Source organism: Psychrobacillus sp. FSL K6-2836 (genome assembly GCF_038003085.1).
Taxonomy (GTDB): Bacteria; Bacillota; Bacilli; order Bacillales_A; family Planococcaceae; genus Psychrobacillus.
Map to the genome: position 1 here is coordinate 315,659 of NZ_JBBOOM010000001.1, position 12,853 is coordinate 328,511.

Consider the following 12,853-nt stretch of genomic DNA (forward strand, 5'->3'; position numbering starts at 1 on the left):
TCAATTATTTTAGTAAATCTGGTCTTAATTGGACAGCGTTATTTAAGTAGATATGCTGGACTTCTTGCTGTGTTTTCTCCGTATTTACATGCATTAGTAATCGAATACACTTTTCTAACGCCCCAGGTACGCTCATTTCGTGGGTGCACATCACCGGAACATAAGACCACCCTTCTAAGCCTCGAACAGCTCTTGCAGGAAATGCAGAAGTAATATCCGTCGTAGTTGAAATAACGACCGAAGCAATGTCTTCCGGTAAGATATCATTCGCTTTTGCCATTTCTTCTACAAGACGACTAGTTTCCTGAAGTACTAATTCGTTTGAATCCGCTGTTACTGTAGTTGCTCCTCTTACGCCTCTAATCATAAGTTATCCTCCTTCACCCATAGTCGCAGTTGTTCATCACATTGTTTAATTTCATCTAACGATATTATATGGACAAATGGTTCGCCAATTTCTTGAAGCAATGAAAAATGAAGTTCCCCATTCATCGTTTTTTTATCCTTTAGCATATAGTTTGCTAAACTTTCAAATGAACTTTGAAGCACATGTTCAAAATTATAACCAAGCCTTTTCGCTAATTCATACACGCGTTTAGCATATCCTGCTGCGACATTCCCATAAAGCTCACTGAGCATTAAAGCTGGAATCATACCGATCATCACTGCCTCACCATGCGTGATTTTCCCGTAACCAACAGTTGCCTCAACCGCATGGCCGTACGTATGACCAAAGTTTAAAAATTTGCGATAGGACTGTTCTTTTTCGTCTAATTCGACTATATGTGCTTTTACACGAATTCCTTTTTCTAGCCATATTAATAATTCTTTATCATCGATAGCCTTTAAGTTAGGGAGAGTAAGAAATTCATTTGTCCAGTTAGCATCACTAATAATCGCATGCTTGATCACTTCAGCTAGGCCAGAGCGAACTTCTGATTCAGGCAATGTTTTCAAAAAGTGAAAATCATATAATACTTCCGTAGGTTGATAGAATGCCCCAATCATATTCTTTCCATTTGGGTGATTGATCGCAGTTTTACCTCCAACTGCACTATCATGCGCTAATATAGTCGTTGGAATTTGGTAAAAAGGGATTCCCCGCATAAATGTTGCAGCAACAAATCCAGTCAAGTCCCCAACTGCCCCTCCTCCTAATGCAAGAAGAGCAGAATTTCTAGAACAATTTTCTTCTAATAAAAATGACTGGACTTGATAATAGGATTCAAACGTTTTGCATGCTTCACCATTAGGAACAATATAAATTTTAAAAGGTAGCGTAAAATTCGCACGAACATATTCCTCATGTAGACTCCACACATGTTCATCTGTAATTAACACTAATTGATCGTATTTCGTTAATGCATCTGCTTGTCTTTCACAAAAGGATTGTAAAATATTCTCTCCTAAATGAACGTTGTATACGGAGTCTTTCGTTTTTACTTGGATAGTCATCATTAAAACCCCTTTGTATATGCTCTATGACTCTCTATATCTGCAAGTAATGTATCTATTTTATCTCCATGGAAGGTATCTAATACTGCTTGTGCAATCTCCCAAGCAATTACGGCTTCGGCAACCACAGAAGCTGCTGGTACTGCACAGCTATCCGATCTTTCAATACTTGCCTTAAACGGCTCTTTCGTATCGATGTCTACACTTTGAAGTGGCTTGTAAAGCGTAGGAATTGGTTTCATCACTCCACGCACTACTATTGGCATTCCCGTAGACATACCACCTTCTAGACCACCTAGACGGTTTGTATCGCGTGTATAACCTTCTTCTTCACTCCAAGATATCTGATCATGAACTTGGCTTCCAAAAAGATTAGCCATTTCAAATCCTAACCCTACCTCTACGCCTTTAAACGCATTGATGCTCATCATCGCCATCGCCAGTTTACCGTCTAACTTACGATCATAATGCACATAACTACCAACTCCTGCTGGCATACCAGAAACAATTACCTCTACTACTCCACCAATCGTATCTCCAGCTTTTTTTGCATTGTCGATGGCTTCTACCATTTTCGCTGAAGCTACCGGATCTAAACAATAAACTGGGTCAGCTTCTACAATCTCACGAATTTCTTCGATTGATTTACCATTAGCTAGATTTAAATCCGCTTCAATTCCACCAATTTTCGTAACATGAGCTACAATGGATATACCTAGTTTACTTAGCAATTCTTTTGCAACTGCTCCTACCGCAACTCTTACTGTAGTTTCACGTGCCGATGATCTTTCTAAAACATTACGTAAATCACGATGACCATACTTCATGCCACCTACTAAATCAGCATGTCCAGGACGTGGCCTTGTAATTTGTCTTTTAATATCCTCAGGATCTATTTCATCTCCAAGAGGCTCAATCCCCATTATATTCGTCCAATGCTTCCAATCATCATTGTTTACAACTAGGCAAACTGGAGATCCTAATGTTTTCCCGTGGCGTACACCTGAGGTGATAGCTACTGTATCTTTTTCAATTTGCATACGTCTTCCGCGACCATGTCCACCCTGACGACGTTTTAATTCTTTATTTATCATTTCACTCGTTATTTCTAATTGGGCTGGTAACCCCTCAATAATCGCTGTTAGTTGTGGTCCATGTGACTCACCTGCAGTTAAATATCTCACAGCACTTTCCCCCTTCAACTCGCTAAAGTATTTGTTTATCACTATAACAAAATTTCAGTACAATGTATAGAAGAAAAGCTGCAGCGTCTAATTTTAGGAAGTCAGTCTAAGTTTCGTGTTGCGAACTTAGACTGTTAGACCAAATACCGTTGGCCTCCGAAAGTTCCTGGAAGAATGAGATAATGGCACTTTATCCGACATTCTGAAGCGACTCAGGTTCGGCTAGACGCTGAAGCTAAACAATACTAGAAAAACTGTCCGAAATTCCTCAGACAGTTCCACTTATTTTTTCCGATAAAAAAAGGTGTCTTCCGTTTCAAAACCATACTTTCCTGGATTGAAAATCTGTTCCGTACTGCCGACAAATAGAATTCCTCCAGACCTTAGCGATTCACTAAAGTTTTGATAAATTTGATCTTTTGCTTCTTCCGTAAAGTAAATCATGACATTTCGACAAACAATCAAATCAAAATTTTTATCATATGTATCTTTCAATAGATTATGTTTTTTAAATGTTACGGTCTTTTTAACCGAATCACTCATCTTATAAAAAGGAGTTTGGTTCTCAAAGTACTTATTCTTCATATCCGTAGGAACTTCTGCTAGGGAACGTTCAGGATAAATACCAACTTTTGCACGTTGTATTGCATTTTCATCTAAATCTGTTGCGTGTATAGCAACTTGTGATAAAGGAACATGATTGGACAGAACCATTGCTATTGTATAGGGTTCTTCACCTGTAGAGCATGCTGCGCTCCAAATTTTTAGGCGTTTATTTGTTTCTAATAACTTCGGAAATATTTTAGTTTGTAGTATATCCCAGCGTTTTGCATTCCTATAAAACTCTGAAACATTGATCGTCATTCTATCTAGAAATTCATTCATTAAATCTCTATTAGTGTCGAGTGCTTGATAAAATTCAACAAAATTTTTATATCCCTTTTTCTCATACAGAGAAGTAAGTCTACGTCTCATCTGCGCCTCTTTATACGCTGCAAGATCAATGCCTGTTTTCTTCTTTATGGAATCCACAAATTTAATATAATCCGGCAAAATGATTTCGCCCCTTTCTGAAAACCTATATTTAGTATATCTCAAACACAGCATTTCGAACATACTAAAAAGACAGACAAATATGAACATTTGTCTGTCTTTTTATCTGTTGAGTTAGAGTCTCTCTCGTATAGCAGTGAGTCTCTCTCGTATAGCAGTGAGTCTCTCTCGTATAGCAGTGAGTCTCTCTCGTATGAGCTCGCATCTCGCTCGCATAGGTGTAGTTATCTCTCGTATAACCTTGGGGCTCTCGTATAGCTGCCGGGCTCTCTCGTTCAAGCTCGAATCCTTCTCGTATAGGCGTAGATACCTCTCGTATACCCTGGGGGCTCTCGTTTAGCTATCAAGCTCTCTCGTTCAAGCTCGAATCCCGCTCGCATAGGCGTAGATACCTCTCGTATACCCTGGGGCTCTCGTATAGCTGCCGGGCTCTCTCGTTCAAGCTCGAATCCTTCTCGTATAGGCGTAGATACCTCTCGTATAACCTTGGGACTCTCGTATAGCTGCCGGGCTCTCTCGTTCAAGCTCGAATCCTTCTCGTATAGGCGTAGATACCTCTCGTATACCCTGGGACTCTCGTTTAGCAGTCGATCTCTCTCGTACAGCTCGAATCCCGCTCGTATAGAATATTTTTCAAAGCAAAAAATGGTTGTTTATGACCGAAGTCATAAACAACCATTTTCATTATTAGTTAATCCAGTTGTTAGCATCTTTTTTGTAAGATACTAGTTCTTCTTGTTTGAAGAATAATCCGATTTCGCGTTCTGCGCTTTCTGGAGCATCAGAACCATGGATAATATTTTTCCCTACAGTTACTGCAAAATCTCCACGAATAGTTCCAGGTGCAGATTCTTTAGGGTTTGTAGCACCCATCATTAAACGAGCAGTTGAGATAACGTTTTCACCTTCCCAAACCATTGCGAAAACTGGTCCAGAAGTGATGAATTCTACTAATTCACCGAAGAATGGGCGTTCTTTATGCTCACCGTAATGTTGTTCAGCAAGTTCAGTAGGAATTTGCATTAATTTTGCTCCAACTAGTTGGAATCCTTTTGCTTCAAAACGACCTACGATTTCACCGATTAAGTTACGTTGTACGCCATCAGGTTTTACCATTAAAAATGTTTTTTCCATAGTTAACACTCCTCGAATATATATAATGGACTTTATTCTCCACCGTTACAAATATTATCATTATAATTCATTATTTTCAAATTAAATTAACATCTGGTTAATTGCTTTATGCACTTGAGGTTACATTACTTCAAATTAGTGCAGTTTAGAATTTCCTTTTACTCATAAACAAAGCGATGTTTTGTAGCGATTTCTTTGCAGAATTTGCCGGTAGTTGTTTAACTTCATTTAGCGCTTTTTGCAAGTATATATTACTTATTTGTTTGGCACGATTAATACCTTCTGATTCGCGAATTTTCGCTAACAGTAGCTGTCGATTTGTGTCACTAATCGTCCCTTCTAATATTTCTCTTAGTAATGGTTCGATAATCGGATCGTTTTTAACGTATAGAACAGGTAAAGTAATATTTCCTTGTGCGAGATCGGATCCAGCAGGTTTGCCTAATTGCTCATCTGTAGATGTAAGGTCTAAAATATCATCGATTATTTGAAAAGACATTCCGACATAATATCCAAAACGTTTCAAATGCTTTACTGTTTTCTCATCTGCCTCAGAAGCAATTGCACCTAATTCACAGCTCGCAGAGATTAATATAGCCGTTTTTCGTTTGATCCGACGTAAATAATCTCTAACTGTTTGTTCAAGAAAGTGCTTATCCTCAATTTGGATAATTTCCCCAATACAAAGTTCCACCATTGTTTGTGATAACACTTCATGTGCATATGTATTTTGTAAATCTGTTATGTATTCAATTGCATTTGCAAAAAGAAAATCCCCTGTATACATCGCGACCCGATTATTCCATTGTGCCTTCACCGTTTCTCTTCCCCGTCTAGTTTCCGCATCGTCAATTACATCATCATGGACGAGAGAAGCCATATGAATGAGTTCAACAGTAACAGCTACATTTTTTATAGAGTCTATTGAATAGTTTCCAAATTTCGCTGCAAGCAAGACGAAAACTGGTCTAATTCGCTTACCACCAGCACGTAATAAATGAAGAGACGCCTCATTCAATAAGTGAGAGGATGAATTCACCGCTATTGCTAATTCATTTTCGATGATATCAAGATCCGATTTTAAATCGGAATAGAGTAACTTTAACTTCATCTTATCCACGGTTACAACCTCACTCACTTAAATATCTTTTTTATACCCAATATGTCTAGCTGCGGCCCCACCACTATATGGTTTGCTTGTAACATTGACTAAGCCCACTTTTTCAAATAGCTTAGTTAACTCAGCTCTATTTGGAAAGTCTTTTGCAGACTCCTGTAACCATGAGTATTCTTTATAGCTTTTCGCAAAAAGTTTACCGAAGATCGGCATGATATAACGGAAATAGAATCGGAATAGTCCATTGAATAATTTCGAATCTGGTTGTGACGTTTCTAAACAAACAACCATTCCACCTGGTTTAGCAACACGATTCATCTCACTTAATACTTGCGTATAGTCCGGAACATTGCGTAAACCGAATCCAATCGTTACATAATCGAAAGAATTATCCTCGAATGGTAATTCCATTGCATTTCCTTGTATTAACTCAACTTGAGAAATATGCTTTACTTTTTCTAGTCCAACATTTAACATATTTTGACTAAAATCTAAACCTCTAACTTCACCAGTTGGTCCAGTTGCCTCAGCCAATGCGATTGTCCAATCTGCTGTTCCACAACATACGTCCAATGCTTTGTTTCCAGATTTTACTTGCATAGCCTTTATCGTATCTTTTCGCCATGCTTTATGTTGTTGAAAACTAATAACCGAATTCATCGAATCATAATTATCGGATATCTTTTCGAAAACTTCATGCACATATTGTTCTTTTGATTTCCCCACGATTTAACCTTCTCTCAACTGCTTTTCTAAGGTGCTTTTCATTAATTTGTTTATCATTATATTTTTTAGTTGGTCTTGTAATAGCTCTGAGTTAGTGATTTCTTCTTTGAGTATAGACTCAATTTTTTTTATCTCCAACTGCAGCAAATTAATATTAGCTTGTAATTGACTAGATTTACTAATGTAAAACGGTTGGTTGCCTTGTTCATATGCTTCTAGTTCTTTTTTTAAAGCAATGAGTAGCAAAGACTCTTTCATAACAAATACATACTCATGAAATGAATAATAATCATAAAGTTGTTCGATAGATTTAGATTCAATCAGTTGGATAGAATGTATGAGTTCTTCAAAGCTATATGATTGTCGATCATAAAATCTAGTTTTCTGTTCGGATATGGTCGCGACACCATCCGACAATTGTTGGATTAAGTCTAATTGTTTGTCGCTAGCTAGTAACTGGTAATACTTCCCGCTATAATAATCCCCAGCTAATACTTGTAGTTGCTGTTCCTTGGTCGTTGCATTCAATTCTTTTACTAAATCATGTGCAGCTAAGGCAGAAAAGATAAGCGTAACTGCAATGGCAGATTTGCTTTGAGACTCTTCCCATTCTTCCCCATTAAGTAGTGGTAAAAGTGTAAAAAACAAACGCTCTTCATCAATGACAGGAGCCCCGGTATATTTTAACAAAGTACTTTGCTGAACTTGTTTGAGAATACCATCTTTATACTGCTTTATATGTTGTTTGATCAATGCTTCGTTCATACACTTTACTCCATTTCCCAACTGCGCTTTATCTGTCTAATTGGCTATTTTAAAAAACTATTTTTTAGAATCGGATTGTATAATACCATTTGCAGAATGGATTGATGCTTTCCCTCTGATCTTCATGGCCGACGTATGTTCGGTAAACTGGGCAATCATAACTTCGCCATTATCCAGTTTTTCAGAATGATGAAATTTTGTATCTGTTCCTCTTGTAAGACCAATTACATGAACTCCATCTTCCTCTGCTTTTATCAAAATATAATCTGAACTAGACATATTATAGTCTCCTTTGTTCACAGTCTTTTTCCATCATACCATAATCTAAAGCCGACATCCAAAGGTGTTACTTCATCTGTATAAATGAAAGTATTTCGGAGCGCTTCACATCGTCCGTTTCTAAAATACCACGTGCAACAGCAGTAAGTGTTTTTGCACCAGGTTTTTTAATACCTCGCATCGTCATACACATATGCTCCGCTTCTACTACTACATATACACCGTGCGGATTTAGCATTTGCATTATATCATCCGCCACGCTTGAGGTGATTCTTTCTTGAAGTTGAGGACGTCTAGCAGTCGTCTCTACAGCTCTTGCCAGCTTACTTAAACCAGTGACCACCCCGTTACGAGGAATATATGCGACATGTGCTTTTCCGTAAAAAGGAACTAAATGATGTTCACACATGGAGTAAAATGGTATATCTTTCACTAAAACTAACTCTTCATGCTCTTCGTTAAAAACGGTTTTAAAATATTCCTTTGGATCCTGATGTAAGCCTTCGAACATTTCTGCGTACATTTTAGATACTCTTTTAGGAGTGTCTAATAATCCCTCTCTACTCGGATCTTCACCGACTGCCTCTAAAATCATTTTAACAGCTTCTTCTATCTTGTTCAGATCGACTTTTGTCATCTGTAGACCCCCTAAAACTATGTATTATATCAATTGCATCTTAGCATATGAAATACTTATAATAAATAAATTTTTCCCGGTTTAACGGCTGTAATACCTCTAACTCAAATTTTGTAAGTGAAAATGGGATGCTCAATCGGTTCAGCCCAACAGAATATTGGTACTCAGGTATTGCCGCACGAAGTGGCGTTATTTGCCTAAATTCACTTTATCATAAGCCCATACTTGCATATTTAATCCTTCTAGATTTCTGATTTTCTTTTTATGGGTTAGCTTAACAGTCGAACAATCTGATAACAGAGCATAATTGAAAAGAACGGCTACCGTGAAGCAAGCTCCACAATAACCGTTCTATGTACTACAACATCAGTTATTTAACTGCGTCTTTAAGTGCTTTACCTGGTTTAAACGCAGGTACTTTGCTAGCAGCGATGTCGATTTCTTTACCTGTTTGTGGGTTACGCCCTTTACGTGCAGCACGTTCACGAACTTCAAAGTTTCCAAAACCGATTAATTGTACTTTTTCACCATCTGCAAGAGCAGTTTGAATTGATTCAAATACAGCTTCAACAGCTTTAGAAGCATCTTTTTTAGAAAGTTCTGTAGCTTCTGCAACAGAGTTAACTAGTTCTGTTTTATTCATACCATTCACCTCCTCTCAAAGGAAGATAGCTTCAACCTGTAAAAAGAGTATCACAACCAAAAAACCTTCGCAACACAATTTGCACGAGTTTAGCTAAGTTTCCTCAAAAAAAGGGCATTTTCACACAATAACAGGACTTTTTGCATAGTCGCAAAAAGTCCTGTATTGGCTTCACAATATAAATGTGACCATCCCTCGGTCACCTTCATTCACCATTCGTTCGATCGTTTCGCGCATTCTTTTCTTCGCAACATCAGATACACTTTCTGTTTTATAACGTAAACTTTCTTTTAAAACTTCTACTAAAGAAGTTCCAAAAACCTGTGTTTGCCATAAAGCATCTCGGTCATGTAAAAAACCATGTTTTAGATCTTTTAATAATTGCTGACTGTGAAATTCAGATCCGATTAATGGTGCAAATTCGGCTTCCATATCCACTCGAATAATGTGAAGAGAAGCGGCTTTTGCTTTTAAACTTACACCATAGAAATTATTTTGTTTTATAATTTCAGGTGCAGTTGGCTGAAAATCTTGAATAGTTGGTAAAGATACACCGTAACCATGTTTTTTTGCTGCTTCTAATGCCTCTGAAAATTTATTATAAGCCTTTTTAGCTGTTGAAGCCTCTTTAACAAATAGTAGCCAATCCTTTTTAGACTCAATAGGTTCCTCTAACCATTCATCACAAACTTCTTGAAACACTTCGGGTTTTAAACCAATTTGTATACATGCAGATCCTCTGCCGGGATTTGCCTCTACCACTTCTGCAGATTGGATAAAGGGAACCTGTTTAAATCTAGAAGCTAATTCTTTCACGTCTTTCATTTTAGATACTATCTGCAGCCACTCTTGCAAGGATGAAGTGATGGCATTATTGACAAAATGGTCCGGTTCAAGTACATCTGTCCAATCTGGTTTGACTAATTCGATATCCGTGATCGGAAATTCATAGAGTGCTTGTTGGAGTATGTATTGAATTTCCTCAGCAGTCATACGATCAACGGCAGTTGCAATTACCGGAACCTCATGTTGTCTCTGTAATTCTTCACTCAATTGAATCGTCTCTAAATGACCTGGATTTTTACTGTTTAAAACGATTACAAATGGTTTACCAATTTCTTTTAATTGTGTGATAATTTGTTGTTCTGCACTTTCAGCTGCTATACGTGGGATATTATTTACTGTTCCATCCGTAGTGACAACAATACCAATAGTTGAATGATCTCTAATTACTTTGTCTGTGCCAATTCTAGCAGCTTCCTCAAAAGGTATTGCTTCGCTATGCCATGGGGTATGCACCAACTTCTGACCCTCTTCACCAGAATGTGTTTTAATACCGTCAATCATATACCCCACACAATCTACAAGTCTGATTTGTAAGCGTAGCTGATCTTCTCCTAGATGAATATTTGTCCCGTGTGCAGGCACAAATTTAGGCTCGGCTGTCATTATTACATTACCAGGTGAACTTTGAGGCAATTCGTCTTGTGCACGTAGACGCTCGGCCTCTTCCTGGATATTCGGGATTACTACTAACTCCATTACTCGTTTTACAAAAGTAGACTTACCTACTCGGACAGGGCCGACTACACCAATATACACATCACCATTCGTTCTTTCTGCTATCTGTTCATACAGTTTACTCGACATGGATACTCTCCTTTCTTAGCAATTTAATATATGCACCAAAAAAACGTTTCATGCATATCGCATGAAACGTCCTTTTTATTTTTCCAACATAAATACAGGCTCATTCTGTTCGTTTACAGTGTAAGGTAGAGAATAGGCTGGGACAATTGCAAAATTATCTGTCAACAGAAAACGAATGTCATCTCCTGGCTCTATTTTCTCTTCTGTTTCTTGGAGCAATCTATTTAATTCTATAGAGTAATCTACATATACTTCCCCATCACCAGTAGCTACAATTGGTAATTGAGTATCAGAATATGGGCTTTGAACGGATAATTCACCATTATACCCCATTTTTTTATAGTCAAGCTTATAGACGCCTTCTGCAATCGTTTCAGCTATAGGTCCGAATCCATTTATACCTTTTCGATAGTTAATGTCACGTAGTGTATCCGCAATACGTAAGTCCACTAATTTAACCTTAGGATTCTCTTCAACATCCATTAGTACATATTGATAAATACCGCCTGCTTCAAATGAATTGGCAGGGGCCTCTCCTAGCTTGGATGGAATAATTTTGCTAAAGTCAATTGGGTATTTAATGTATTGATCAGTTTCCATATCGCGTGTTTTAATCGGTAATAGTCCACTGGAATCTTCTTGAAAACTATCAACAGCTTTTTGAACAGCCTCTAGTTGATCCTCATATGGCAATAAATTTTCAGGCTCATAACCGCTTTTATAACCACATCCTGCTAAGAAGATCATTAGCATAATTAAAGCATTAAGTTTAAACTTTTTCATAGGAATCTCCTTACTAAGCCTTAGTTGGGTTAGATATTATATAGATCATCGTAATGAAACCTATAAACAATAATATGTATGCGATCAAACCTAATATAAATTTCAAGAATTTATTATTCAGTTTATTCTTTACAAAAAACATAAATGCCATAGCTAAAAACATACAACCCATAGATCCAAACGATATCCACATTTTATCCATTGATGATACTAATAACACCACAACAACTTCCACACCTTTCTCCAATAAAAAAGTATATCACAGAACAAAAAGTTCCTGGCAAACAATCAAAAGAAGTTTTCTATTAAAAATAGTATTTCAGATTAACAGTCAAAAAGAGCTGTTTTTTTCAACAACTCTTTCCATTTGTGACAAATTTAGAACGTTTTATAATCTTCTAATTCGTGTTTTTTAGTTCGGTGCATGAGTATGTCTACAGCCTCTTTTGGATTGACCTGTTCAAATAAGACAGAGTACAATGCTTCCGTAATCGGCATATCCACTTGCTGTTTAGTAGCGAGCTGATAAGCAGCTTTTGTCGTTCGAACACCTTCTACGACCATGCCCATCTCTTCTAATACTGTTTCCAGCGTTGCTCCCTTACCTAACATATTCCCAGCACGCCAATTTCTAGAATGCACACTTGTACATGTTACGATCAAGTCACCCATACCTGTTAAACCAGAGAACGTGTAGCCTTTTGCACCTAGACTAATGCCAAGACGAGAGATTTCTGCAAGTCCTCTAGTGATCAGTGCTGCTTTTGCATTATCTCCGTAACCTAGTCCATCAACAATTCCAGCCGCTAAAGCTATTACATTTTTAAGCGCTGCTCCAATTTCTACACCGATGACATCATCGTTTGTATAAACCCGGAAATACTTGTTCATAAACAAATCTTGGATCTTTTCGGCAGCAATCATATTTTCACTTGCAACTGTAATAGTTGTTGGATGCTTTAATACAACCTCTTCTGCATGACTAGGACCAGATAACACAACTATTGCTTCCATAACATCCCTTGATAATTCATCCTCAATCATTTCTGATATTCTATTTAAGGAATCAGGTTCAATTCCTTTAGAAACATGCACAAATAACTTCTTTTCATCCAAAAAAGGTAACATATTTTGGCAAACTTCTCTAATTGCTTTAGTTGGGACTGCAATCACAATTACATTCGCATATTGGATTGCTTTTTGAAAGTCACTAGTAGCTCTTAAATTAGCTGGTAATATTGTATCTGGCAAATACTTTTTGTTTGTATGCTTTGTATTTATTTCCGTTGCTTGTTCATCTCTGTGTGACCATAGTAGACAGTCATGATCATTGTTTGCAAGAACCATGGCTAAGGCTGTTCCCCAGCTTCCTGCACCCAGTACAGTTACTTTTTCCATCGCTATTTCGCTCCTTTAAAACTAATAGG

Annotated in this window: 15 protein-coding genes; all 15 read right to left on the reverse strand. The window is 37.5% G+C overall.

Annotation, left to right across the window (positions count from 1 at the left end; translation table 11 throughout):
• Positions 1-4 precede the first annotated feature (4 nt).
• Complete coding sequence (aroH, locus tag MKY37_RS01600; protein ID WP_340773106.1) at positions 5-367, reverse strand: chorismate mutase; 363 nt, start codon at positions 365-367, stop codon at positions 5-7.
• A complete protein-coding gene (aroB, locus tag MKY37_RS01605) occupies positions 364-1,455 on the reverse strand; it encodes a 3-dehydroquinate synthase (protein ID WP_340773108.1) in 1,092 nt (363 codons plus the stop codon). Before aroB ends, aroH begins: the two co-directional genes overlap by 4 nt.
• Positions 1,456-1,457: 2 nt before the next feature.
• Entirely contained in the window at positions 1,458-2,639 is a 1,182-nt protein-coding gene (gene aroC / locus MKY37_RS01610; protein ID WP_340773110.1) for a chorismate synthase, read from the reverse strand.
• A 282-nt stretch (positions 2,640-2,921) separates the two neighbouring features.
• Complete coding sequence (locus tag MKY37_RS01615; RefSeq protein WP_340773113.1) at positions 2,922-3,692, reverse strand: CheR family methyltransferase; 771 nt, start codon at positions 3,690-3,692, stop codon at positions 2,922-2,924.
• A 687-nt stretch (positions 3,693-4,379) separates the two neighbouring features.
• A complete protein-coding gene (gene ndk / locus MKY37_RS01620; protein ID WP_090561775.1) occupies positions 4,380-4,826 on the reverse strand; it encodes a nucleoside-diphosphate kinase in 447 nt (148 codons plus the stop codon).
• Between the two features lie 145 nt (positions 4,827-4,971).
• Entirely contained in the window at positions 4,972-5,946 is a 975-nt protein-coding gene (gene hepT, locus MKY37_RS01625; RefSeq protein ID WP_340773118.1) for a heptaprenyl diphosphate synthase component II, read from the reverse strand.
• An 18-nt stretch (positions 5,947-5,964) separates the two neighbouring features.
• Complete coding sequence (locus MKY37_RS01630) at positions 5,965-6,669, reverse strand: demethylmenaquinone methyltransferase (protein ID WP_340773121.1); 705 nt, start codon at positions 6,667-6,669, stop codon at positions 5,965-5,967.
• Positions 6,670-6,672: 3 nt separating this feature from the next.
• Positions 6,673-7,434, reverse strand: coding sequence for a heptaprenyl diphosphate synthase component 1 (locus MKY37_RS01635; protein ID WP_340773123.1), 762 nt, complete (start codon positions 7,432-7,434; stop codon positions 6,673-6,675).
• A gap of 57 nt (positions 7,435-7,491) precedes the next feature.
• A complete protein-coding gene (mtrB, locus tag MKY37_RS01640; protein WP_090561783.1) occupies positions 7,492-7,713 on the reverse strand; it encodes a trp RNA-binding attenuation protein MtrB in 222 nt (73 codons plus the stop codon).
• Positions 7,714-7,780: 67 nt separating this feature from the next.
• Complete coding sequence (folE, locus tag MKY37_RS01645) at positions 7,781-8,350, reverse strand: GTP cyclohydrolase I FolE (protein ID WP_340773132.1); 570 nt, start codon at positions 8,348-8,350, stop codon at positions 7,781-7,783.
• Between the two features lie 370 nt (positions 8,351-8,720).
• On the reverse strand, positions 8,721-8,993 hold the full coding sequence (locus MKY37_RS01650; RefSeq protein WP_090561787.1) for an HU family DNA-binding protein: 273 nt from the start codon (positions 8,991-8,993) through the stop codon (positions 8,721-8,723).
• Between the two features lie 171 nt (positions 8,994-9,164).
• On the reverse strand, positions 9,165-10,643 hold the full coding sequence (gene spoIVA / locus MKY37_RS01655) for a stage IV sporulation protein A (protein WP_211893931.1): 1,479 nt from the start codon (positions 10,641-10,643) through the stop codon (positions 9,165-9,167).
• 75 nt (positions 10,644-10,718) lie between these two features.
• Entirely contained in the window at positions 10,719-11,426 is a 708-nt protein-coding gene (locus tag MKY37_RS01660) for a hypothetical protein (protein ID WP_340773142.1), read from the reverse strand.
• Between the two features lie 13 nt (positions 11,427-11,439).
• Positions 11,440-11,628, reverse strand: coding sequence for a DUF2768 domain-containing protein (locus MKY37_RS01665; RefSeq protein ID WP_340779819.1), 189 nt, complete (start codon positions 11,626-11,628; stop codon positions 11,440-11,442).
• Positions 11,629-11,804: 176 nt separating this feature from the next.
• A complete protein-coding gene (locus MKY37_RS01670) occupies positions 11,805-12,824 on the reverse strand; it encodes an NAD(P)H-dependent glycerol-3-phosphate dehydrogenase (RefSeq protein WP_340773145.1) in 1,020 nt (339 codons plus the stop codon).
• Positions 12,825-12,853: the final 29 nt, after the last annotated feature.